The organism is Paenibacillus sp. RC67, from assembly GCF_030020805.1.
Taxonomy (GTDB): domain Bacteria; phylum Bacillota; class Bacilli; order Paenibacillales; family NBRC-103111; genus Paenibacillus_S.
The window spans coordinates 7114466-7138906 of record NZ_CP125098.1; the positions used below are offsets into that span (position 1 = coordinate 7114466).

Annotated in this window: 19 protein-coding genes; 4 read left to right on the forward strand and 15 right to left on the reverse strand. The window is 48.4% G+C overall.

The window, feature by feature from the left end:
* Positions 1 to 67: 67 nt before the first annotated feature.
* Together QMA13_RS32130 and QMA13_RS32135 are read right to left on the reverse strand one after the other, a co-directional pair.
* Positions 68 to 1222, reverse strand: a complete 1155-nt coding sequence (locus QMA13_RS32130; protein ID WP_282937700.1) for a glycoside hydrolase family 88 protein — start codon at positions 1220 to 1222, stop codon at positions 68 to 70.
* A 93-nt stretch (positions 1223 to 1315) separates the two neighbouring features.
* Entirely contained in the window at positions 1316 to 3793 is a 2478-nt protein-coding gene (locus QMA13_RS32135; RefSeq protein ID WP_481858063.1) for a glycoside hydrolase family 2 TIM barrel-domain containing protein, read from the reverse strand.
* Positions 3794 to 4084: 291 nt separating this feature from the next.
* Between QMA13_RS32135 and QMA13_RS32140 the strand changes: the two genes are divergently transcribed.
* Positions 4085 to 4942 (forward strand): AraC family transcriptional regulator, encoded by an 858-nt coding sequence (locus QMA13_RS32140; RefSeq protein ID WP_282937701.1) that lies wholly within the window; start codon positions 4085 to 4087, stop codon positions 4940 to 4942.
* 131 nt (positions 4943 to 5073) lie between these two features.
* Here QMA13_RS32140 and QMA13_RS32145 read toward each other — a convergent pair whose 3' ends face one another.
* From QMA13_RS32145 to QMA13_RS32175, 7 genes are all read right to left on the reverse strand, one after another.
* The gene (locus tag QMA13_RS32145) at positions 5074 to 5316 is read right to left on the reverse strand and encodes a hypothetical protein (RefSeq protein WP_282937702.1); all 243 of its coding nucleotides are present in this window, start codon (positions 5314 to 5316) and stop codon (positions 5074 to 5076) included.
* 156 nt (positions 5317 to 5472) lie between these two features.
* Positions 5473 to 6885: a sulfatase family protein gene (locus tag QMA13_RS32150; protein WP_282937703.1), complete on the reverse strand. Its 1413-nt coding sequence runs from the start codon at positions 6883 to 6885 to the stop codon at positions 5473 to 5475.
* Between the two features lie 74 nt (positions 6886 to 6959).
* Positions 6960 to 8495: an extracellular solute-binding protein gene (locus QMA13_RS32155; protein WP_282937704.1), complete on the reverse strand. Its 1536-nt coding sequence runs from the start codon at positions 8493 to 8495 to the stop codon at positions 6960 to 6962.
* A 57-nt stretch (positions 8496 to 8552) separates the two neighbouring features.
* Positions 8553 to 9419 (reverse strand): carbohydrate ABC transporter permease, encoded by an 867-nt coding sequence (locus QMA13_RS32160; RefSeq protein WP_282937705.1) that lies wholly within the window; start codon positions 9417 to 9419, stop codon positions 8553 to 8555.
* 76 nt (positions 9420 to 9495) lie between these two features.
* Positions 9496 to 10446 carry an ABC transporter permease gene (locus QMA13_RS32165; RefSeq protein WP_282937706.1) on the reverse strand — a complete coding sequence of 317 codons (951 nt, stop codon included), beginning with the start codon at positions 10444 to 10446 and terminating at the stop codon, positions 9496 to 9498.
* A 155-nt stretch (positions 10447 to 10601) separates the two neighbouring features.
* Positions 10602 to 12917, reverse strand: coding sequence for a helix-turn-helix domain-containing protein (locus QMA13_RS32170; protein ID WP_282937707.1), 2316 nt, complete (start codon positions 12915 to 12917; stop codon positions 10602 to 10604).
* 64 nt (positions 12918 to 12981) lie between these two features.
* Positions 12982 to 13911, reverse strand: a complete 930-nt coding sequence (locus QMA13_RS32175; protein WP_282937708.1) for an AraC family transcriptional regulator — start codon at positions 13909 to 13911, stop codon at positions 12982 to 12984.
* A gap of 69 nt (positions 13912 to 13980) precedes the next feature.
* Here QMA13_RS32175 and QMA13_RS32180 point away from each other — a divergent pair, with 69 nt between their 5' ends.
* Complete coding sequence (locus tag QMA13_RS32180) at positions 13981 to 14271, forward strand: hypothetical protein (protein ID WP_282937709.1); 291 nt, start codon at positions 13981 to 13983, stop codon at positions 14269 to 14271.
* Positions 14264 to 15052, forward strand: a complete 789-nt coding sequence (locus QMA13_RS32185) for a phytanoyl-CoA dioxygenase family protein (RefSeq protein WP_282937710.1) — start codon at positions 14264 to 14266, stop codon at positions 15050 to 15052. The genes QMA13_RS32180 and QMA13_RS32185 overlap by 8 nt, the downstream gene beginning before the upstream one ends.
* Before the next feature lie 287 nt (positions 15053 to 15339).
* Here QMA13_RS32185 and QMA13_RS32190 read toward each other — a convergent pair whose 3' ends face one another.
* From QMA13_RS32190 to QMA13_RS32215, 6 genes are all read right to left on the reverse strand, one after another.
* Positions 15340 to 16098 (reverse strand): hypothetical protein, encoded by a 759-nt coding sequence (locus tag QMA13_RS32190; protein ID WP_282937711.1) that lies wholly within the window; start codon positions 16096 to 16098, stop codon positions 15340 to 15342.
* A 223-nt stretch (positions 16099 to 16321) separates the two neighbouring features.
* Complete coding sequence (locus QMA13_RS32195) at positions 16322 to 18010, reverse strand: glutamine--tRNA ligase/YqeY domain fusion protein (RefSeq protein WP_481858261.1); 1689 nt, start codon at positions 18008 to 18010, stop codon at positions 16322 to 16324.
* 519 nt (positions 18011 to 18529) lie between these two features.
* Positions 18530 to 20446, reverse strand: coding sequence for an FAD-dependent oxidoreductase (locus QMA13_RS32200; RefSeq protein ID WP_282937713.1), 1917 nt, complete (start codon positions 20444 to 20446; stop codon positions 18530 to 18532).
* A gap of 103 nt (positions 20447 to 20549) precedes the next feature.
* Positions 20550 to 21941, reverse strand: a complete 1392-nt coding sequence (locus QMA13_RS32205) for an ABC transporter substrate-binding protein (RefSeq protein ID WP_282937714.1) — start codon at positions 21939 to 21941, stop codon at positions 20550 to 20552.
* A 22-nt stretch (positions 21942 to 21963) separates the two neighbouring features.
* Complete coding sequence (locus tag QMA13_RS32210; protein ID WP_282937715.1) at positions 21964 to 23508, reverse strand: ABC transporter substrate-binding protein; 1545 nt, start codon at positions 23506 to 23508, stop codon at positions 21964 to 21966.
* Entirely contained in the window at positions 23505 to 24047 is a 543-nt protein-coding gene (locus tag QMA13_RS32215) for an RNA polymerase sigma factor (protein WP_282937716.1), read from the reverse strand. The genes QMA13_RS32210 and QMA13_RS32215 overlap by 4 nt, the downstream gene beginning before the upstream one ends.
* A gap of 248 nt (positions 24048 to 24295) precedes the next feature.
* Here QMA13_RS32215 and QMA13_RS32220 point away from each other — a divergent pair, with 248 nt between their 5' ends.
* Entirely contained in the window at positions 24296 to 24427 is a 132-nt protein-coding gene (locus tag QMA13_RS32220; protein ID WP_282937717.1) for a hypothetical protein, read from the forward strand.
* Positions 24428 to 24441 lie beyond the last annotated feature (14 nt).

The window sequence follows — 24441 nt, forward strand, 5'->3', positions numbered from 1 at the left end:
AAGCTCCTTCTCGCCTACACGAGAAGGAGCTTTTTTAACATCGATTGCGGCACTCGCCGCGAATCGATTAGAAAATGCGGTTTTTCCAGCCAAGCAGCTTGGCGATGGCTTCAACATAGTAGTAGTCTCCGTAGATCAGGGAGACATTGATGTTTTGTCCAGCCGGCTTGTTGCCCGTACCTTCGAGCAGAATCGCTTCATGCTCAGGACGGTCCCAAGTACCATAGTTTTGCGTCAGCGAGAGCAGGATACGCTCAGCCGCGTCGCGGTATGCAATGCCTTCCACGCCTGGAAGCGCATCAGCCAGCTCAAGCAAGCCTGAAGCGGCGCAGGATGCAGCCGATGTGTCACGCGGCTCGTCGGCCAAAGAGTCTGCCGCGCGGAAATCCCAGTGCGCTACATGATCTTCTGGAAGCATGGACAGGAAGTAGTGTGCTACGCGTTGTGCTGCGCGCAAATATTTCTTATCGCCAGTATAGCGATAAGTGTTCGCCATACCGTGCAGCGCCCAAGCTGCACCGCGGCTCCAGGAGGAATGAGGTCCTGCGCCTTGACCGCCAAGGGACTCGATGAATTCACCGGACTCCGGGTTGAAGCTGACGATATGGTTAACGGAACCATCCTCACGGATGAAATGGTTCACAACGGTATCCGCGTGAGCTTTACCAATATGGCTGAAGCGAGGATCTTTAATCTCTTCGGCTGCCCAGAACAAGATGGACAGGTTCATCGAGGAGTCTACGATCGACCAGCCGATTTTTTCCTGATTCCATGCACGCAGGAAGTTACCTGCAATGTTGAAACGTCCAGCCAGGAAGTTCGCTGCTAGCAGGCCACGGCGCTTGCCGTCTTCGTCACCTGTTAGTTTGTATTTAATAACAGCTGTAGGCAGGTATTGGAAGCCTACGTCATGATGGTAATTGTTTTGTTGGATGGATTTTTGCTCGAGCTTTTCGTCCCATACCCATGCAGCATTTTTGTAATGCTCTTTGCCTGTCATCTCGTGCATAATCCACAAAATGCCCGGCCAGAAGCCTGAAGTCCACCAGTCATGGCGCAAATCATCGTAAATCCCTGTATCGGCTGGAGCCACGTGCGGGGACTTGTCACCGATTTGTGTAATCATACGGTCTACCTTCTGCTGCAATGCTTCCCAAATATGCGGCAGTGCTTCTTGCAAATTCGTCGCTTGCTTCAACTTGCTCGTATCCAATGTTGTCATTTGATAGATCCTCCTTTAGGATGGCTTAGAATCGAATGAAGCTTATAGGAAGCAGGATGGGCCAAGGCTCATCCAGCTCTTATTACCATAATGTTAGATGGTCAAGAATGCGGTTGGCAAACCGGCGCTTGCTACGCTAACAACTGAAACCGGTTCGCGTGTTGCCGTTCCATTCGCCGCAATGGCCGCTGCCGGACCGCCTGCCGATACGAAACCGGTAACCGGCACGCTTGCAGCAGCTGCACCTACAGGATCAAACACGATGCGGGCGCGTCCGTTGGTCAACTGAACCAAGCTGGAGCCGCGAACGGTACCTTGACGATCGATCAGCTTGCCGTCGCCGGTTAAGCCGAAACGAACGAAGTTCAATGCATCGAGGCAGCGCACGCCATTAGCGTCATAAGCTACCGCTTCTACAAGAATGTTGCCGTCTTGCTGCTTCTGAGCGTTCAGCTTCAGTTCAACTGGCTGGCCCCATGTTTCCGTTTGATATTCAAACGAAAGCTCATCCGTTACGGTAACGCCATCTTTGGTCGCTACTACCTTCACCTGGTTCATACCAGGCTTCAGCAACGTATCCCAACGCAGGCCTGCTGCAGGGAAATTCTGCGAATCGCGCTGCTTCACGCCAAGGCTCACACCGTTCAGGAACAGTTCCGCTTCCGTGCAGTTGGAGTAAACTTTGATGCTTTTCAGCTCATCCGCGGCTCCCCAACGAACTGGCATCGTATGACCGTAAATGCGTGCCATCGGTTTGCTTGTCCAGTACGATTGGTAGACGTAGTAAGCTTCTTTTTTCGTAAAGTCGCGTTCAATGATCCCTTTCATGTTCAAGTAAGGAATCGGCGAATCCGGACGAACCGGCGTTGCGAAGTCTTTGAACGCCCATTGAGCTGCGCCAGTCAGCCATTCCATGTTCTCCTGGGATTTCAAATACCAGTCGATCATTTCGCAGAAATAAGTCTCCGACCAGTCGCCGTCACGGGATACGCGCGGCTCTCCGCCAGTCAATAGGTAGTCGCCATCACGCTCGTCGGTATCTCCATCGCCGCCTTTGATAAACTCAAAGCCAGTGTATGTTTTTTCCACATGACGTGTTGCCAGGTTATCCGCGCCCCACTCCATATGGAAGAAAGAGTCGACATTTTCAAATGCTTGACGGGAGCTATCTTCATAGTCCGTATAAATACCGCGGTACCAGCCTGCCCAAATCGAAGGCGAGTACACGTCGATGATGTCCTTACAAAACTCGCAGCGGCGAATAGCCGTCAAACGGTTTGGATCCAGCTTATGCGACAAGTCATGAAGCTCCTTCATGAACTTGCGAATTTCCTGTTGATCGAAGTAATCGAAGTCGCATTCCCAATCGTTCTCGTTACCCAAGCCCCACAGAATAACGGAAGGATGGTTGTAATGCTGCTCGATCATGGCCGTCAGCATATCGCGGCACTGCTGGCGATACTGTTCTCCACCAAGACCTCCGCGGCACCAAGGAATTTCTTCCCATACCAGGATTCCGAGCTCATCGCACAATTCGAGGACGATGCGTGATTGCTGATAGTGACCCAGTCGAATGAAATTCGCTCCCATGTCCTTGATCAGGTCCATTTCTGTACGGATCATTTCTTCGGTCATCGCAGGACCTACACCTGCATGATCTTCGTGGCGGTGAGTACCGCGAAGCAGCAAACGCTCGCCGTTCAGCTTGAACGGTCCGCTCTTCACGAATTCGAAGCTGCGTGCACCAAAACGCTCCACTTGCTCCGTGCGGCCATAAGCACTCTCCAGTTCTACTGTGCAGCTATACAAGTAAGGGTCGTCCGTCGTCCACAGTGTCGGGTTCGACAGCTCCGTTACGGCAACCTCCTTCATCCCTGTCCAAGGCTTCTCACGAAGCTGGAATTGCGCCAGCTCTTGGCCTTCACGGTTTCGGATGGTGACTTTCAAGGTAACATTATCCTGCAAGCTTTCCGGGTTATAGAGTGCAGCGCGAACCGATACGCGGCAGCTTCCATGATCTTGCGACAGCTGAGGCTCCACATGGATTCTTTCCAAGGAAACAGCCGGCACATAAACCAGATTCAAATACCGGTAAATCCCACCGTACAGGTTAAAGTCACTCGCGTCAGACGGAATCGTCTCCAACTCACGGCTGTTGTCGCAAGCGACAGCTACTGGAATCAGCCCATTATAACGCTCGATCTCGCGCGCTTGTGCAACAGCTTCCGTAATATCCACCGTAAATTCATCATAGCCGCCCAAATGGGAGCCGACTTTATTCGTATACACATATACGTCCGTCCGTTGGCCTGCTCCTTCAAAATGAAGCAGCGTTCTGCCTTGCGGATAAGGATTATTCACTTCCAGCTTGTTGCGGTACCAGCCTTGTCCTTGATAATACTTGCCATCAGGGTCCAGTACGTCCAGGCCATTGTAAGAATGCGGCAGCTCTACTCCATGCCATGGCACATTATAGTGATTTTGCAACTTGTCCTGACGCCAGACTTCCCAAGGCCCGCCCAGACTTCCGCGGTGATGCTCCCATTGCTCATTTAATCTGCGCTTGATCAATCTATTCACACTCCGTTGGTCATAGTAGTTACACATGCTGTGTAAATCGGGGAAAACCTCTTAACGAGGTCTTTCCTAGCTAGCGCTCCCCTGCATTCCTGCTGCCTAATAAAGCCGCAAGCAAAGCAGTCAAATCGCCAATAAATGGTAGCTCACCCACAGTCCTGAAAGTGAGCTTCATCATTCCTATTCTCATAGGGTAAGCATAACAAAAAATGCTCGTCCAATGTTTGGTGTGTTTATGATAAAATGTTGTTATATTACGGTTAACCGACCGAGGTGATAGTATCAATGAAAATAATGAACTATATGAACTTGAACCGACATCCGGTTAAGCTTTCATTTGCCAGAGATCGTACCCACGAATTCGTTGAAATTTTCCATGCCCACCAAGGGATGGAGCTGTTATACGTACACGAGGGGCACGGCAGTGTCATCGTGAATCAACAAATCGTGAAGCTGGCACCCGGCAGTCTGGTTTACTTCCGTCCTTATCAGCTACACCGTATACAGATGAAGGTCAGTGAGGAAACGCCCTACATCCGTTCTCTGTTCGTTTTTGAACCATCAGAGCTGGACCGCTATTTGGCACCTTTTGCATCGCTGCAATCGTTCTTTCATTGGCTGTGGAAGGATCCTATCGCCTATCAGGTGTTCTCCGATCTGCCCCAACAGCATATCCTTCAGCTGCTTGATTTGTACCGTACACGAATCGGTAAAGCGTCACCGGAGGAGCTATTGGAGGAGGAAATGCTGTTTCTTGTAGCTCTGCTGCATGAATTGAAAGCGCATTGGAATCCGGAAGAATCAGCTCGGCCTGTCAGAATCAAATCTACCAGCGCGGAGCAGGTTATGGAGTGGATTGAAGAGCATTATATGGAGGAATTCCATCTGGAAAGCCTGGCCAAAGCCGTTCACTTGTCGCCGAACCATATCTCCGCCGTGTTTCGTCAAACCGCCGGTACGAGCATTACGGAATACTTGACGGCCCGACGTATTCGTCAGGCATGCTGGCTGCTGAAAACAAGCGATTTGACCGTACAAGAGGTGGGCCATTCCATCGGATTAAGCAATTTCCCTTATTTTTGCCAGCTGTTCAAAAAGCATGTAGGCTTAAGCCCCTATCGCTACAAACGCTCTTTTGATTAATCGTTATTGTAATTGACGAAAGCCCCTTTGACCGCGACCTGCGTTCGGAACGGGGCTTCGTTGGTTACTGCGCAATAAAAAAAGGCCAGCATCATTGTTCAGCGATGCTGGCCTTTATCCTTTAAGCTTTCTTATTCTTTATGGTTATTATCCGCTGTTTCTTCCTTAGCCCAACGGTCATATCGGCCGTCGACCTCATCGGCCATTTGGCGGTACAGCTTAGTTTCCTGTACTACAGGGTCAATCTGCGCCGTTATCCGGATCTCCGTCTTTATCGGCAGCCGTTTGCGGGCGGCTTCATCCGTATCCTCCGTATCCATCTCACCCTCAGTCAGCTTGCGCGCGAGCTGCTCTTCCCATTCCTTTGCATCCATCGTCAGGTCCTCCTTCAGCCTTCGTTGTTCCATTCGATCTTAGCTTACTTCTAATTTACCCGATGGCGCAGCGGATTACACTTATTTTTTCCGGAATAGGAATAGTGTCTCAGCCAATCTGCTCACGCAAGCCTTCGTCAGGCTCCAAAGTCCGATTTACGATTCCCCCTCATGATAAGTCGCCCTTCCCTCTCCTGCAGGTCCGGCAAGCTCCAATTGCCCGAAGCCGGTGACTCCTTCCTTCGTTCCATCCCTTCCTGGATCCACATAACGGAGAAACCAGCGTTCCAGCCTTGCTTTCATTGCGGTACGCTGCTCCTGCGCTTCTAGTGCATCAATAAGATTCATCCGCTCGTCGGGATCTTCCTTCAGGTTGTACAGCTCATGTGGTCCATAGGGGTACCGATGGACATACTTCCAATCTCGAGTCCGAATCATGCGTACCGGACCGTATTCGTCGAAGATGACGACATCCTCGCGCCCGGCCCCTTCTTCCCCAAGAAGTGACGGCAAAAAGCTGCTGCCCGGCAGCCGTTCAGCCTCCGGATGATCGAGCCCAACATACTCCAGCAGAGTCGGCATGAAATCATAGCCGCTGACCAGCTCATTACAAACCTCTCCCTGCGGTATGCGCCCAGGCTGACTGAAAATAGCCGGTACTTTGACGGAAGTATCGAACATGTTCTGCGGGAATGTGCCATTCCCCTTGCCCCAAATGCCGTGATGGCCGCAGTTAAATCCGTTGTCGCTCATGAAGCAAATCAGCGTCTGCTCTCGTAGACCCATCTGCTCCAGCTTGTCGATGAGGCGCCCTACATTATGGTCCATTGCCGTTACAGCGGCAAAGTAGCCTTTCAGATTTTCGGTTTGGTCATCCGACCATGGAGCCGTTTTAATCGACCATGGATGCTTAGGCTCTTGAGGACAGCTCTCAAATGCGCAGTCCTCGTACATGTCCAAATATTCCTTCGGATGGCTATCGATCCAAGGACTGTGCGGAGCGGTGTAATGTACGCTCAAATAAAAGGGTCTGCTCCCATCCTGCACGTCAAGAAACCGCAGCGCATCCTCGGTAATAACATCCGTCAAATACCCCGACTCATTAATGCATTCGCCATTCCTGATCATTGGCGCATCGTAATATGCGCTGCCTCCGGTCTGATGCACGTACCAGTGAGTGAAGCCTTTCTGCGGAACGATGCTGTCCCCAAGATGCCATTTGCCGCTTAGTCCGCATAGGTATCCGTTCTCAGCCAGTATTTCCGTATAGCCAGTTTGACCTTCCAAATATTGAATAGTTCGTTCGCCAACGTTCCCTCCCCGAATCCAATCATGAACGCCGTGCTGAGAAGGAATTCGCCCAGTCAGAAGCGAGGCGCGAGCGGGAGAGCAAACCGGAGAGGTACAAAAAAAGTTCGAGAATCGCATGCCGCTCGCCGCTAAGCGGTCGAGATGGGGCGTCTTAATCTCAGAATTGCCTGCACATCCCAATGCCCAAGGACCTTGATCATCCGTAAGAATGAACACAATATTCGGCTGGCCATTCCTTGCTTGAGTCGATTGCTCCATAAGGAAACACTCCTTTTGATTGTATAATAGAAATATACAGAGGGCTGTTTTCCAACATCCCTCTGTCCTCGTATTTATTTTTTATTTTGCGCTTGGTAAGCTTTGTTAACGGCATCCAGCACTTTGCTGCCGCCTTGGTCTCTCCACTTCTTGGACAGCTCGGCTAGACCCGGATCGATCTCCCGTTTGCCTGTAATCATCTCAAGATAGTATTGATTCATCAGTTCACCTAGTACGCCGCTCATTTCGACCTCTTCCGGTGTGGTCGTATTAATTAGATTAGGCACCATATTCTTGGTAGCGATATCTACGGATTCCTTGGCACGGTCCGCTTGCGGCTCTGTTTGCGGCAAGTAATTTTCCGTCAGTGGCCACACTACGCTGCCCCATGCCAGTGGATGTGACCAGCCGTTGGAGGCGAAGCCGTCTTTAGCACGTTCATCCTCGTTGTATACGATTTTATCGCCCTGTTTCGTATAATGAACACCTTCCATGCCCAGCTCCAGCAAGCTGCGGCCTTCCTTAGACAGCATGAATTCGATGAATTTGGCGGCCTTTTCCGGACTTTTGGCATTCTTCGTCACCGCTGTGAATAGTCCGCTCTTCGGCGCGCTGTTCATACCTCGTTTACCATCGGGACCCGCAGGCGGGGCCGAATAACCCAGCTTCCCTTCAGGATTGACCTTCTGCAGACTTGTTTCAAGACGGCTGACATGACGGAATAATGGAGCGGCCATAAAGCCAACCTTTCCTTGGTAAAACTTTTGCTCGCGCTGCTGAGCATCGTTAAGCAGGAACTCAGGATCGATCAGCTTCTCATCCCACAGCTTTCTCAAGAATTGAACTCCCTGCTTAAACGCAGGATGCTCGAAAATAGGCACGACCTTGCCGCTGTTATCAAGAACCCAATCGCCATGCGGCATACCATAGGCATAGAACACAAAATTAAACGATGTGTTAAAGCCCGGATTTTTTTGAGCGGTCAAGCCGTACGTATCGTTCTTGCCGTTTTTATCAGGATCTTTGGTTGTAACGTCCTTCAACGCCTGATAAAACTCATCCAACGTCTGGGGAGGCTTGATTCCGAGCGTGTTCAACCAATCAGCACGGAATGCCATCGTTGCATTGGCCCGCTCTTCAATGAATGGATAACCGTAATATTTACCGTTAACGGCGGTCCATTTCAAGTTTTTATCCAGCTTCTCCTTTACCGTCGGCATTACAGATAAATAGTCGTTAAGCGGAAGCAGCAAGCCTTCGTCGATCCATTGACTTAAGGAAGGAGACGGATAATTGATTGTTACCACATCAGGCAAATCTCCTGTCGCCATAGCCACGTTAATTTTTTCATAGCCATTCTCGGGAACGAATTTGACCTCCAAATCGATATTCAACCGTTTGTTAATCTCGGCCACAATCCGGTCCCCTGGCTTAATCCCCATCGCCGCATTATCTCCTGTCGTTAGGAACACAATCTTCGTCGGTTTGTCTCCGCTACCCTTGTCGCTGCCGCCTGTCTTGGTTTCCGTATTCCCGCTGCTGCATGCCGCCATCGATAACGGTAACGCAGCCGATAGCACGAGCAGTACTCCTTTTTTCCAACTGTTCATATTCTTTGTCCTCCCCTTATTTAAAAGATGATCCGATGGCCCTTACTGAGCAATCGTTTATTCTTTTACAGCACCTAGCGTTACACCCTGAACGAAATACCGTTGAAAAAACGGGTAAATCATCATCACCGGAATGGTGGATATCATGATCGTGGCCATTTTGATGGATTGACCGAGCAAGAACGGACTGTCTCCACCTGATTGAAAGGAGGCTTCATTATCAATCAGCATCGAGCGGAGAAACAGCTGCAGCGGCCAATAGTCCTTGTTCGTAATGTACATGACCGCCGTGAAAAACTCGTTCCATTTGGATACTGCGTAAAACAATGAGATCGTGGCCATCGCCGGCATCGATAATGGAATGACAATCCGCAGCAGGATCCCGAAATCGTTGCAGCCATCTATTTTGGCCGATTCCTCCAGACTCTCCGGAATGGAAACGAAGAAGCTTCGCATAATGATGAGGTTATACGTTTGAATGGCCGCAGGGATCATCATCGCCCAGACGGAATTGAGCATCCCGAGCTGCTTCACCACGAGATAATTGGGAATAATGCCGCCACTGAACATCATCGTGAAGACGATAGCGAACATGATAACCCGGCTGCCGGGCAAGTCCTTCTTGGATAGCGCGTAGGCAGCCAATGTGGTTGCAACCATGCTGATGACCGTTCCGAGCACAGTGATAAGAATGCTGACCTTATAAGAGGTCCACAGCTGATCCAGCTTCCATAAATACTGATAAGCTTCCAGCGTAATTGCCTTAGGATATAAATGAATACTGCTTGCGATGCTTTCATTTAAGGGTGTGATCGAAACGATCAACGAATCCCAGAACGGATATAATGTCATGATCGCAATCAATGATAAAAGCGTGTAGTTCAAACCATCGAAGAGCTTGCTGCCGAGACCGGAATGTGACATATGAATCCTCCTTAGAGCTTTCCGAAGGAAAGCTATCTTCGTAAGCGTTTGCTGAGCTTTCCGAAGAAATGCTAGTCTAGTAAATCCCCTGCTCACCCATCATGCGGGATAGCCGATTGGCTGTAACAAGCAGCACAAAATTAATGACCGACTTGAACAAGCCTACCGCGGCCGCTATACTAAACCGTCCCTCGGTCAAACCAATGCGGTATACATAGGTATCAATGATATCTGCCGAGCTGTAGACACCGGGATGATACAGCACAAATATTTGTTCAAAGCCGGCCTCCATTAAGCTGCCAATACGGAGAATAAGTAGGATGATAATCGTACTGCGAATGGAAGGCAGCGTAATGTGCCAAATGCGTCTCCACCGGTTCGCTCCGTCCATCACTGCGGCTTCGTAGAGCTGCGGATTCACCCCTGCAAGCGCTGCCATATATATGATCGTGTTCCACCCGAATTCCTTCCAGATCATCGACCATACCAGAGTGCTGCGAAAATAGTTATCATCGGTCAAAAAGCCAACCGGCTCTCCGCCTAACGAACGTATGACATTGTTGACGACACCGCTATCCGTGGATAGAAGGCTGATCAGCAAACCGCCCATTATGACCCAAGATATAAAATGCGGAAGATAAACGATTGTCTGAACCGTCTTTTTAAAAGCCAGCCTTGCCGCTTCATTCAGCAGCACCGCCATTATTAACGGTAAAGGAAAACCGAAGACAAGCCGATACAGGCTGATGATGATCGTATTCCAAAACACCTGCCAAAACTTATCCAGACCAAACAAATACTCGAAATGCTTCAATCCAACCCATGGGCTTCCCAGAATGCCTTTGGTAATGCTGAACTGCTTAAAGGCGATTAACGCTCCATACATGGGATAGTAATGAAAGACACCATAATACGCTATGGCCGGCAGCAGCATAATGTAGAAATACCGGTTGGCAAGAATGCGCTTCCAAATCGTCTGCTTTTGAACCCACACTTGGGTACTCCGCTTCATCGCCGGTATTGCCATAAAAAAACCTCCCCCTTCTCTAGATGGCGCTGTCCCATTCGGGAAACAATTTCATCGTAAAAGGAAGAGGAGAATCCCTCAAGATTCAATCGGTGAAAACGGTTACTATTCTTCTGTTCTTACAGGTATCAATTGTTCAGAATAGGTTCAATTCTTCATTTTTCTTCGCTCAAACGGTCCAATACACCGCGGTTTCTGTATTCGGTCGGGGTGAGTCCGGTCATTTTTTTAAAGGTGCGGATCACATTCTGCTTCTGGCCGAATCCGGTCAGCTCTGCAATTTCGTTAATATTCTTGTCTGTATTTTGAAGCAGACGACACGCTTCCTCGAAGCGGATTTCCGTCAAAAAGTCGATAAAGGTTTGACCCGTCACTTCTTTAAACATTTTGGATACATAGTTGCTGTTCATAAAAACCAAATCCGCCAGCGTCTGCAGTCCGATCGGTTCCCGGAAATGATCGCGTATATAGGAGACCAGCTTTTCGATAACCTCTACATTTTTATTTTCCCGTTTATCCTGAAGCTCAGCAGACGTTTTCTCCATTGCTCGCCCAAGCCAAGTACGGCATTCCTCCAGATTGTGCAGCTTGGAAAAGTCTCCATACCAACGATGCTCCTCTTCGTCCGGCTCGCCGTCTTTTTGCACAAGCTCTACTCGAACCGCCACCAGACAATTCAGAAGATGGGTCAAAATCATCCGTTTGTAAGAAAAGCCGAATTGAGTGTCCGTGTCCAGCTGCTCAATAATGTGATCCTTCGTTTGAATGGCTTTATCCAAATTGCCTGTTTTCAAATCCCCAATTAATTTGTCCACCTGATTACGGTAAGCGATAAACCGGTTGCGATTGGCACGGTTAACCTGCAGATCATGAATCGATAAAATGCTGCCCTTGCCGGCAATCTGCTCGTAAGGCAGCGCTTCCAAGGCTTCGTTGTATGAAAGTGAGATTTCGGAAATTTTACGATATCTGCCGCCAATTCCGACCGTTATTAGCACCTGCTCCATCTGCGAGGACACCGTAGTAATCATTCGGAACGCCATCTCTTTAGCCTTGGCGAAAGCTTCATTATGGTCGGCCCAATGTTCGGCATTCATAATGATGACATCATGCCTATGAAACTGGCTTACATAAACCCCTTTTCCGTAAGAAGCCAGCAGCTCCTCACCTATCGTCCGTATTTGAAAATGAATCAAGTTGCGAACCTGCTCTTCGCTCTCCGGCACTGAGGCCTGATCCAGATGAATACGCAAAACCATCACTATAAATTGCTCCGGCTCCAGATTTATCTTGTAATATTCAAATTGACGCAGCATTTCTTCATCATCCGTTGCTTTGCCCGACAGCAGATTCACCAGCACATGATCCTGCAAAATTAGCTCCTGACCGCGAAATTTAGCCTTGAACTCTTCGTTCTGATGAAATAGCTGGTTGATCGATTCCCGAATGAAGCCGAATTCATCCCTGTACATGACCTGAGGAAGCGGCTTATCCATGTTACTCGTAATGGACTGCACCATCTTTTTCACTGGCAAATAGTAGTTCCTAGATACGATCACCATCAGCATAATGCCGGCCGCAAGCACAACGAGCGAAATAAGCAGCGTGAAATGGATGACATCCTTGGATTTTTTAAACACTTCATCATAAGGATTGAGCGTTAAATAGATCCACCCGTTGGAGGAGGAGGTCAAATACGAAACCAATGTCGGCACACCATTAATCTCTTCTACGAAATAGCCTTCCTTCTCTCGTTGGATACGCTCTATATCCGCCTGATCAAAGCGTGACAAAAGCATCGATTTATCCTTGTAAGAGAGCACCTTGCCATCCGAATCCAGTATCGCCACGTTGCCGAGCTTCCGCTTATTGGTATTGACCACGGCATTGTACAGCACATCTTCCTTCAGATTGATCAATAGAGCTCCTTTTTTCTGTACATTTTGAATCGGTACGCTGAAGTAAAAGGAAATGACATTATCTGAGCCTGAGCCTGAGGCTTGACTTGCCGCTTCCCAGAATGACGTGCTGCGGCTTTCGAGAAACTTGTTCAAGCCTGCGTTATAGGCAAACTGCGGAACGTCCGTAATGCCCGAGCTGGATATCAGCTTCTGATTGATCGCACTGTATAAATAGATGGAGTGAAGATAATTAGACGAATTGATCCGGTCGGAGAACAGATCACTCGTATTTTTCAAAAAACGATATTCTTCCTCCAAGTTCCATGACAGCCATACGGATTTCTGAACGTCAGTATTTAATGCCAGCGAGCTGGCTATTTGCTGAACTTCCCCAAGAGCTTGCTCGACAATTTTTCTCGTCTGGGCAAGCAGCTCTGTGTTGGTGCCAAGTACCTCTTCTTTCAGCATGGAATTCGTATACCGATAGACGAGCGTGCCCGCAATCAGCGTGATCAAAACCATCGCAATCGTTAAGTGAAGCAGTAGGCGAATAAACACGGTCCGCTTCAAGAAATACTCCCCCTATTTTAAAATATAGTCTCTCCTGTTGGTTGCACCAAGTTCTTGCTTCCTCTTACGACTGCTCCAGCATTTCCTCGGCCGCAATAATCGCTTTCCCTGAAGCTTTGCGGTATTCCGATGGGGAGAGTCCGGACTGCTTTTTGAAAATACGGGAGAAATAATAGAGCTCCATGCCAATCTCATCCGCTACCCCTGATATGGACAAGTCGGTCGTGGCGAGCATCCGGCGCGCTTTCTCTAAACGCTTCTTATTGATGTAGACGATCGGGGAAAGTCCCATCATCGATTTGAAGTAGTGCATGAAATAGTTAGGATGAAAATGGACCAGCTTCGCCAATTCCTCTACTGATATAGGCTGTGCTAAATGACGTTCAATGTAGGATAGAACGATGTTGATCTTGGATGTGCTGGAGGTTGCCGCTAGGTGCAGCTGATTCTCCGACTGCTCGATATAGTTCGAAATGATCTCGAAGAGAATGGACTTAATTCGCAGCGGTGCGGTAACAGAGCTGTTCGTATGCAGCGCCAGCAGCTGTTGGAATTGCTTCTCAAGCATGGGCTCATCCCTTACCGTGATCCAATGGGGCAAGTCCAGCATTTGAAACAGGTTCACATCCCCCACCGTGGCTGAGAAATGACACCAATATTTGCCCAGCAAATTATCGTTTTCAGGTGCGTAGGACAGCTTCATACCAGCGGGAAGGAGAAACAGCTGACCCGGCTCGGGATAATAATCCTTGCCACGGATATGAATCCAGCCGCCGCCTTCCCGTATATAATACAAGCGGTTGACGTCGGTCATCATATTCGATACCCGCCAGTTCGTGCTAACCTTCGTATAGTGTGCCATCTGCAGCGTAATCTGTGTATTGTCCAGATAGCTTCGCATGAGCTGCAGCTGCAATTTATCTTGATCCATGTCATCCTCCCACTCAACCAAAAAGGCATTAGGATTGTGCAAATGTTTGCTACTATCATACATCCCTTAACCCCCTTTTGCATACTAGAATATGTGTGTAGGCATTGCATGATTAAGGAGGATGAACTCAGAATGAGTGTGACTCGTCAGCAAATATTGATATTGCACTTAAGCGATCCCGACCTCGAATCCCGTACCGTAGCTTGGGCGTTATATGACAGCACGATCCCCAAAGGCCAGCTGCAAATGAATACAGGGGATTCCAATGAACCGATGTATGACTCTGTACTCGATGCGATGCGTGACGGATGGAATGTGATTCAACTTCCCGCTCCACCGATATTCCGAACCGGTTTCGAGCATGAGCTCGGGCACCTGCCTTATGAATATGTTCTCGAAAGAAAGGTGACGATCGATGAGTAGCGTAGAGAAAAAGCATTTACTGACTGCGACGCAAATGGCTGATTTTGCCGTCAATGGCTTTTTAAAGCTCGACGAGCTCGTTCCGAAGGAGCTAAATGATGCCGCTTACAAAGAACAGCGTGAATATACAGGCCCCGGAGGCCGGTATTGGAACGAATCCGAGGTGATTCGCGAGATTTTTGACCTGCCACAGGTGAAGGGTGCCCTTCAAAGCTTTGTCGGAACGGCACCGATCTACGATCACTCTTTCATGCATATCGTTCGTGCCAAGCACCTGAAGGGCCAAACCTATCACTCCGACTCCGTCATCGATACTCGCGAGTTCGGCTTCGATATTCAAGCCTTCTACTTCTCCCACGACGCGCCCGATGAAATGGGACCTACACTCGTCTTGCCAGGCTCCCACCTGCGTAAGGTGAGCAACGGCAGCATTGGACGCCATAAAAATATTATCGGCCAAAAGCGGATGGTTTCTAAGGCCGGCACGATCGGATTTTTGCATCACGGCATTTGGCACTGCGCCCAGCCAAATTTCACCGACCAAACCCGTTACGTATTCAAGCTTCGCCTTCGTCCCGGACAAGAGCAGCGAGCGCTGTTCAACACGGACGGATACGATAGTCCAGAAGTGCGTGAGGTGTTCCGCAAGGCGTACCATCCTTGGTGCGGGGACGAAGCGCGTGTGAATCAAATTCAGATCGCCAAGTTTTGGCGGTACCTGTGCGGTGATAACAAGGTGGATACTTCTTTTGAGGGCGTTTTGACTCGAATGGGGATATAGGAAAAAGGACACATCCTTTGCGGGTGTGTCCTTTTACGTAGAAACCATAAACATTCAGAAATTGTACAAGGTATTCCGGTGGGGTATTCCCTTCCAGTCGCTGTTGTTATCGGGGAACTTTTAAATTTAGGTTTATAGGGGAAGTTCCCCGATAACAAAGGCGAACGCTAACGCTCCTACAGGGGATACCCCACCTACACCCTTTTCCTTTCTGAATAACGGGTTTCTCGACATTTCAGGACACACCCTTCACGGATGAGTCCTTTTATAAGGAGAGCTAGGAGGAACTACTCGTCTTTGCCCTCGGAGGAAGCAAAATACGAATTCAAAATCATAACCGACTCGTTCCCCGTACGAAGATAATCCTCCTCGTAGAACCGCTTGGATACGTATGCCGCGGCCAAAAAACTTACACAGATCACGGCGAACATCGTCCAATGCATGTTGACCGGATACCAATACGATAAGATGAAATGAAGCAGTTGCAGTACTATGGACACGCAGAAGGCCACTACAAAAATTCCCGTTAAAGAGCGATACGTGCTGCAGCGAAGCTTGTACAGCAGCAGCGGCGTTTTCCACCCGCGGATAGACGATAAATGGGAAGCCCAGCGGTAAAATGGTGCCCATCCCATTTTAATCCTTATTTCACGCAAGGTAACATGAAATTCCTCATACAGCTTTAATTTAACGGCTTCCAGTACCTCCGTGTTCTCCTTGAAGCAGATCGCACGGTTCCTTTGGAAAGGGCCATTCTCTAACAACCATTTGCCAAAATAGGAGATGATAATTCCGATCAAATAACACCCGATCAAGCCTACGATGATCAAACCAGCGACAACAGCCTTGGCCAAGGCTCCGTCCTCCGCTATTTGCTGTAAGCCGTAACTAATAATGTCGCTGCTTGCATGAAATGAACTCAGCATTCTCTCATGCATCGACCAGTCGATCAGTAAGCCATAAGCGCATCCTATGGATGCTATAAATATAAGTCCTTGAAAGAACAAACCGACGATATCCAATAAAAATGACGCTAGCTTTTGCAAGACGACTCTCCTATTTACCATATTGGGATGTTACTTGAAATATCTACCGTTAGTTTATTCGACAGTTTAATTCCATTTTCCTACCTGAGCATCTATTTCCATAATATAACGAAATATCCAGGTGATCTTGATGGAATATAAACAAAGAAGCAGCCCCTCATAAAGGAGCCTGCTTCTTCGTTAAGCATGATTTCTTCTGTTCTAAATATCATATTACACAGTTTTATTTCTTCTTCCACCCATCCTTCAAAGAAACGATGCGATTGAAGACCAGCAGCTCCTCCGTGGAATACCTGGAATCCACACAAAAATAGCCATGCCGCATAAATTGAAACTGGCTCTCCGGCAGCGATTTAGATAAGAATGGTTCTACCAAGCAGTCTGTCAGCTCGATAAACGAATCCGGGTTTATTTTATCCGCCCATTCCTTATCTACGTCCTGCAAGGCCTCCTCGTCAAGAAGCAGCTTGTCATACAGTCTGACACTGGCTTTCACCGCATGCTCCTCTGATACCCAATGAATGGTTCCCTTTACCTTCCTTCCTGTAAAGCCGGTGCCGCTTTTGGTCAACGGATCATAGGTACAGTGAAGCTCTGTAATCTCTCCTGTCTCCGGATCTTTTACGATCGTTTCACAACGTAAATAATAAGCGCCCTTAAGTCTGACCTCCTGCTCTGGGGCCAGCTTTTGAAAGCCCTTGACGGAATTTTCCATGAAATCCTCACGTTCAATATACAATACTCGCGAGAAAGGAACCTCTCTTTCCCCAAGAGCATCGTCCTCCGGATTATTTGGGATCGGCAGCCACTCCACCTGCCCTTCCGGATAGTTGGTTATAATGACCTTCAGCGGCCGTAGAACAGCCATAACGCATGGTACCGTCTTCTTCAAATGATCCCGCAAAAAGTGATCCAACAAGGAAATATCTATCGTGCACCAGCCCTTTGATACACCGATCTCTTCCAGAAAACGATGGATACTCTCCGGAGTATAACCCCTTCGTCTCAGCCCTTTGATCGTCGGCAATCTCGGATCGTCCCAGCCGTCTACGATACCTCCCGATACCAGTTCTCGTAAATACCGTTTGCTGGTTACGGTCCCCCGTATATTCAGCCTGCCGAATTCGCTTTGCTTAGGAGCAGGTTGGATTTCCAACGAATTCAGAACCCACTCATACAGAGGACGGTGGTCTTTGAATTCCATCGAGCACAAAGAGTGGGTAATCTCTTCAATCGCGTCCTGCAAAGGATGAGCATAATCGTACATCGGGTAAATGCACCAGTCATTCCCCGTCCGATAATGATGTGTGTGAATAATCCGATACAGAACCGGATCTCTCATGTTCATATTAGGCGAGGCCATATCAATTTTCGCTCTGAGAACCCTCGCTCCTGTCGGAAATTCTCCCTGCTTCATTCTTGCGAATAAATCGAGATTTTCCTCCACAGTACGGACTCTATACGGGCTATCCTTACCCGCTTCCGTCAAGGTGCCTCTATAATCATGCACTTCATCCGCACTTAAGTCGCAAACGTAAGCTCGCCCCTTCTGGATTAGTTGAACTGCATACTCATACAACTGGTTGGAGTAATCCGAGCCATAAAAAATAAGCTGCTCCGGATCAAATTGAAGCCACTTCATATCCTCGATAATGGCTTTGACGTATTCCATATCCTCCTTCAGCGGATTTGTATCGTCCAATCGAAGATGAAACTTTCCGCCAAATTTCCGGGCTATTGAATAGTTAATATTAATGGCGTACGCACTACCTATATGCAAATAGCCGTTCGGCTCAGGCGGAAAGCGAGTACATACCTTTTGTATGTTCAGCTCTTGCTCTGAAAGCTCCTCAGCAATCATACTTTCCAGAAAATTCAACGGCCTCTTATTTTCATCTATTGAATCTGTCATGTTCTCCATTGTTCAGCACCTCCGTATATATCGCGCAATAGTAGTTTCAAACTTGCTAACAACTAACTTGGTTTTGCCTATGCAACCGTTACAGACTTTTCTATCCGGCAAAACAAAAAAACTCCCACCCCCAAGATCATTCGTCTTGGGGGCGAGAGTACGATTCGCGTTGCCACCCCAGTTCATCAGCATGTCGCCACGCTGACCTTATCAGGTACGGCCCATCCTTGTTGTAAGCGATCGCGATACCCTAGCTCTGTAACAGGAGCTCCTGTCATAGCCTCCCGCTTGTATGTCCTGACATACAAGGATCGGTATGAGACTCAGAGGCTTGTTTCAATAAAATATTCCTTACCCCTTTTCAGCTGCCGGGGCTCTCTGTGAAAGAATCCTTTTATTTACTCTTCTCGTCATAGTCGATTTATTTTGAATTATTGAACAATTTACATCATCTATTTCGGTTTGTCAAATGGCATATGTACGGGGTCATGGTTATCAGTTTATTCCTTTCTTCGCCGTTTATTCGTATTTCACTCCGACATTATTCTCGACCACATCGCGAATTAACATATAGGCTTCTCCATTCGTAAGCTGCTCCGGATTTGTTATCTGACTCATCGTATCGAGCTTGATCCATCCACGCTGAAGCAGTTCCGCTAAGGCCTCTTCTCTAGTGCTCTTTAAACCTGTTGCCGTCGCTAAGGTTAGAGCTGCCTGATCCAGGGTTAACGGCTGCATGGCCGGATTGGGCATGTGCCGGATCGTCAAGGTCGCATCGCCCTGGAATTGCGCCGGATGTACCTTATGCACATTGGCCATATGGGAAACAAATCGCTGCGGATTGGACTTGCCGTCCAAATCCCAATTCTTATTATCGTATCCACCTAAAGTAACGGCCATGCTGACTGCAGCTTTCAAACCTGAGAACGATTTGTGCAGTGCATAGGATGGCTTGTCAAATGAATACAACATTAGCTCCACTTTTTGCTGAGTTAGCTTGTCCCTTAATGCTGTTATTCCGTCTTTCGATTTAGACAACTGCCTGAATGTCATCCCTTGATCTATTGCAATTTTGGCTGCGGCTCCAGCCGCTTCTCCCGCTGCCATTCCAAGTGGAATTACGCGAGCGCTTCCATGAGGCAGAGAGTCGAAGCTGGCAGCTCTCCCCACGACCAACAATCCATCTATCTTAAGCGGTACCAGACTGCGGAACGGAACTCCATACTGCTTCGGCTTCATCATGACCGAGCCAGGGTCTTTATAATTGGTGCTTTGAATGTCAACTTCGTAGGACCCATACGCTATGTCATCCCAGTGATTCCTGTTCTCCATCAAGTCAGCCATTGTCAAACGGTATTCTCCTTGCATATGCCTTGATTCTCTGACATATAGCTCGGGAGCGGTACCTAACAGCTCCACCTGCTTAAACTCACTGAAATTGTTTTTCATGTAAGCGACGACATGCTCTGCTTCTTTCCTCCCAATGTCCATTCCCTCTCTCACGGACTGCGGATTCAGCGGATCTACATCGAAAATCTGTATCGCATTAATCAATACGGTGTTGTCGTTCTGCCTGCCTATATTCAGACCTCTCATTCGTACCCGCTCTTTATTGGTGGATACGTAATCCTTCATCTCAGGAAAGCCCCACGCGCTCATTTTATCGCTGCCTGTATTCGGATGCTTGCCGAACGATTCCCATACTTTTGGCGTAACTCCGCCCAGCTTGAACACCAGCGTTACAGCCATCTGAGATTCAGGATCACCGATATCTTGACGTCCCTTCGTGAAGGGTACACCTGCCCTGGCAGCTATATCCCCATCCTGCGTAGCATCGATAACAGTCTTTGCATACACCGTGTGGGACGTATTATCCGAACTCGCTATTTGTAAGCCGGCAATTTCAGTCCCGGCCTTACCGTCTTGAACCAACGGTTTCATTTCCTTAGCCTTCATCAGAAGGTCGATGTTCGGCTCGTTGTGCACCAGCTTATAAAACACATTGGCAGCCGTATGCGTATCGAATGAAGTACCCTCTACCTGGTCATACCATTCCTGAAAAATGCCTTTATTCAAAAAGTTATGCTTTCCCGGGATAACCGGCTGCTGTGGTGCATAATTCAAATCCAGCGTATTTAACCAACCGACGGTCATAAGCCCTCCCAGAATCTCACGGTCGCGCCCGTCTACCAGAAGCACCTTAAGCCCGCTCCGGGCTGCCGAAACGGCGGCCGTAATTCCTTCGGGATCTGTCCCCACGACAATTGTGTCGTAGCGTTCCTTCACCTGTGTAACCGATTCAACCTTCGTTAATGGCTTCTGCGGACCAATTCCGGCGCTGTCATTCTTTTTCCATGCACTCCACCCTAATGTCCCTCCAATCATAGCAATAAATACAATAACACCCAGCCACATCCGCATACTTTTTAGCTTCACAACTTCAACTCCTGTTACCAATAAGAAATGAGTTCAATTCCATATATTGTAACAGGAACCTTTTTATAAATTCAACACCTGCCAAATCCTAGAAGGAGTTCCGCTATTCATTCCCCTTTTTTGCCTTCTCCTCCGCATGCGCCTTATCCAATGCCTGCTGCCCTTGCTCCTGCATCTGCTTTAGCACCGCTTCTACAGATACCCCGCCCAGCATCGCTTCCATCTGCTTCTCCATAATAACCTGAAGCTGCTCAGTAAAAGAAAGAGGAATAGTATCGTTGTAACCGGATTGTACAGTCTCGTTATACTTCACATTATAAAACGGCTCCATACTATGCCCGTCGATGTCCTTGGCAAATTCCTTACGCACTGGAAGATCCATCGATGTTTTAGAGGCGATTTTGGCGGCCTCCCGCCCATTGAAATATTTAACTACTTCCCATGCAGAGGCTACATTCTCGGCTTGAGCGTTAATGCTGTAGATCGGATTGATGTAAAAGTTCGGATTGCTGCTGTGCCCAGGATTGGATGACGGAGCGCCTACCATATCCCAAGCGAAGGTCGCCCCTCTCTGCTTAAGACTGTTAATCTGACCTATGTTACCAATCGTCATAGCAGCTCGTCCCGCACCGAACAAATCTTCTCGCTCCACGTCCTCCTTGTCGTACCGGCGTTTATCAGGAGTGTAAGTCCATTGAAGCACCCCGCTCTGGTAGCCGTCGATCACAAGCCGATAGATCTTCTTCCATGAATCAGAATCCAGCATGAGCTTTTGACCTGTAGAATCCATGATCGCTAGGCCTTCCGCCTGTCCGATATAAGAGACCAAGTCCAGCGGCGATTTCATATAACCCATATGGAATCCGTAAATCCGCTCGTCTTTGCCACCTTCCCCCTGGAAACGCTGAGCGAGACGAATCATTTCTTCCCACGTCATTTGATCCTTCGGGTAAGCGACGTGAAGCTTATCGAATACATCTTTGTTATAAAACAATACGGAGCTCGAGAAGCTCGGCGACAAGCCGTACAGCTTCCCTTGCCCTTTCATTTGCAAGTAATCGACCGCAGCCGGCAGCAGGTTAGGCAGATCGAACTTATCCTTGGTAATGAGCGGGGACAAGTCATACAACTTGCCCTCTTGAATCAGCTTGTCATACTCGAACGACCCGGTTATTAGCAGATCTGGTTTTTGCTCCTCAATCAGCTTCAAATAATCCTTCATGTAATTTGCACCAAACAAATTCTGAGTGGACACAATCTTTACATCCAAGTCAGGAAATTTGGCCGTAAAGTAGTCCGCATACTCGTATTGGAAATAATCTTCGCTGCTCATAGCGATGCGAAGGCTGCCTTTGGGTTGAGGTGCCGCAGCTTCCTCCGACTTCTCACACCCGTTTAACAAAAGCAGCAATGAGGCTGACAAGGCCAGCATAGGGAAGCCATATTTATACCGTTGAAAATCGGCCCTAGTCCGCCCGCTCTTTGGGATGATCATATAAATCCTCTCTTTCGCTCCTTTAATTCCTGCTGTCGAGCATTGCGTTAAACAATGCTTTTTGCGCGTCTTCCTGCAGCTGCTTGAGTGTTTCGTCCAGCTTCGACCAACCCTCGATCACGGTGCCCGTTCTTTGAACGGCAATGGGAGAGAATGCCTCGTTGAACTTGCGCAGCACTCGCGGATGTACTGAAGAATCCGGCTGCTCGGCAGGCTTCATACTGTAAAACGGAGCATAATTATGCTCATCCGCAGGCTTCAATTCCTTCATCCGGACTGATAAACTTCCGCCATATGTTTTATCCAGCTTCTTGGCAATTTCCAGGCTATTGATCAGCTTCAGCATCTCCCAGGCAGGCCGCAGATGCTCTGATTTCGCATTAATCGCAAACACAGACCCGATAAACAAAGAGGAAGTCTCGTCTGGACGAGCCGGATTGACGGGTTCACTCACAATATCCCATGTGAAGGAAGGCATGTTGTACCTGGAAACTGCCGTTTTTAAATCGCTACTCAACGAGAACCCGGATAACGCCATTGCTGCTTTGCCTGTAATGAACGGATTTCTCTTGTATACCTCATCCATCATCATGCTGCGTTGTGGAGTCGGCTCCCGCTGGTAGACGTACCCTTTCTGAAAGCCGTCAATCGCCATGCTCCATACTTTCTTCCAGGCCTCCGTGTTTACTGTTGCCTGCTTTCCATCAGAGCCGATCAGACTCATTCCATTCGTCTTTCCGATTTGCATCGCCAATTCGGAAGCGTCGCTGTAGTAGTACGGCAGCAGGCCGTAGATGCGCTCCTCCCCTTTGCCATCCACCGGAAAACGTGCAGCCAACTGCATTAGCTCTTCCCAGCTCATCTTCTCTTTGGGATATGGGATGCCGTATTTATCGAATAAGCTTTTGTTATAGTACAACGCATTCATTTCATATTCCGGAGTAAGCCCGTACAGCTTACCGTCTCCCAGCTTACGCAGCGTATCCGTTACGCCTGCGTACAAATTGTTCAGATCGTAGTTATCCTGCTTCATGACCGCATCCAGCGAGTACAGCCTGCCTTCCTTGGCGAACTCACCGTACAGCTCGGGCGACAAGTACATGACATCCGGATTCTCTTTATCGATTAGATCGATCATTTTCTCTTTGTAATCCCCTTGATTCCATCCATTAGTATCCACGGGTATGATCTTCACTTCCACGTTTGGGTAACGGATCGTATAAGCTTTGCCATAGCGTATCGAAAATGTATTCTCATGAAAATAAGCTACCTTTAGTGTTATTTCCTTCTCTTTTTCCATTGGCGACAATGCTATAGGGTTAGCAGGCTTAGACAGCTGTCCGAGCAAGCTTCCCAGCTCCTCCTGCTTGGTTAACACGAAAACCAACAGCACACAGGCCAGCAGTACTGGACTCAGCTTGAGCCAACGCTGACTTCCCGGATTTCCCTCCACCTCGACACGCTCCTTAATCTTCCTCATCAAATCCTTGGAAAAGCCCCCTTCGCCCATCCTTACGGGTGAGCCTGCGAGCCGCTTCTCCCATTGCTCCGGTTCCATCTGCTTCATGGCTTGCCCTCCTTATTCAACAAACCGCTCACTTTCTCCCTTGCCCGGAACAGCCTGGATTTGACCGTTCCCTCCGATAAAGACAATAACTCGGCTATCTCTGCATGGGTCAACTGATGGTGCGCATGAAGCAGCAGCACCTCTCGAAGCTTGCGTGGAAGCTCCAGTACGACCTGCCACACCTCTTCCTCCACCAGCATACCTATCGCTTCTACCTCAGCTGAAGGGCTGCTGCTATCCTTGGTCTGAAGGCCGAAAGGTATAACCTTTCGAATCCAGGCGGAACGCCAGTGGTCCTTTACCAAATTGCGCGTAATGGTCAGCAGCCAAGTTTTCACTGTGGCTTCTCCTCGAAAGGAGTAGAGCCGTTCATATACCCTTACGAACACTTCCTGTGCGATATCATCAGCCAGCTCTTTTTTACGCGTCATGAAAAAAGCATAGTTCCATACATCCTCCCCGTGTGCGAGCATCATTTCTTCCAAAATGATGTTTTTATCCACCCCGCCGGAAAGTGATTTCAAATATTCAAAGGCCACCCCTGTTCACCTCACCAAACAATTGGACGATCCAATGGCCGGAAGGTTCCCTTTATCCGGAAATATTTTCTTCATATGGATATAGTAACGTAACTATTCTCCCGCTTCATTCGTCTTATAAGCGGACGTAACTCGGCTCTTTATGCTTTTGTTCTCATAGGCTCAAAAAAATTTGAATTGTGTGGAAAACCCTCAACACAGCAGCCTATCGGCATGGTAAACTAGGGTTGAGTAAAGGAGAATGCGAGATGAGTTCACGTCTATTACAGAACAAACCGAGTCGAAGATTTGATTGGCGTTGGGCCTCTGTATACGGAATGACGGGGTTCCTGACGGCAATCCTGCTATGGATAGCTATCATTTGGGTTGCGCAGCTATAATTTACGGGATATTG

Coding starts and splice junctions, on each gene's coding strand:
- QMA13_RS32175 (WP_282937708.1), bottom strand. CDS start 13,911: ATGTATGATAGTAGCAAACATTTGCACAATCCTAATGCCTTTTTGGTT.
- QMA13_RS32195 (WP_481858261.1), bottom strand. CDS start 18,010: ATGACAGATTCAATAGATGAAAATAAGAGGCCGTTGAATTTTCTGGAA.
- QMA13_RS32205 (WP_282937714.1), bottom strand. CDS start 21,941: ATGATCATCCCAAAGAGCGGGCGGACTAGGGCCGATTTTCAACGGTAT.
- QMA13_RS32185 (WP_282937710.1), top strand. CDS start 14,264: ATGAGTAGCGTAGAGAAAAAGCATTTACTGACTGCGACGCAAATGGCT.
- QMA13_RS32130 (WP_282937700.1), bottom strand. CDS start 1,222: ATGACAACATTGGATACGAGCAAGTTGAAGCAAGCGACGAATTTGCAA.
- QMA13_RS32145 (WP_282937702.1), bottom strand. CDS start 5,316: ATGGATGCAAAGGAATGGGAAGAGCAGCTCGCGCGCAAGCTGACTGAG.
- QMA13_RS32160 (WP_282937705.1), bottom strand. CDS start 9,419: ATGTCACATTCCGGTCTCGGCAGCAAGCTCTTCGATGGTTTGAACTAC.
- QMA13_RS32165 (WP_282937706.1), bottom strand. CDS start 10,446: ATGGCAATACCGGCGATGAAGCGGAGTACCCAAGTGTGGGTTCAAAAG.
- QMA13_RS32150 (WP_282937703.1), bottom strand. CDS start 6,885: ATGGAGCAATCGACTCAAGCAAGGAATGGCCAGCCGAATATTGTGTTC.
- QMA13_RS32140 (WP_282937701.1), top strand. CDS start 4,085: ATGAAAATAATGAACTATATGAACTTGAACCGACATCCGGTTAAGCTT.
- QMA13_RS32210 (WP_282937715.1), bottom strand. CDS start 23,508: ATGAAGCAGATGGAACCGGAGCAATGGGAGAAGCGGCTCGCAGGCTCA.
- QMA13_RS32220 (WP_282937717.1), top strand. CDS start 24,296: ATGAGTTCACGTCTATTACAGAACAAACCGAGTCGAAGATTTGATTGG.
- QMA13_RS32155 (WP_282937704.1), bottom strand. CDS start 8,495: ATGAACAGTTGGAAAAAAGGAGTACTGCTCGTGCTATCGGCTGCGTTA.
- QMA13_RS32180 (WP_282937709.1), top strand. CDS start 13,981: ATGAGTGTGACTCGTCAGCAAATATTGATATTGCACTTAAGCGATCCC.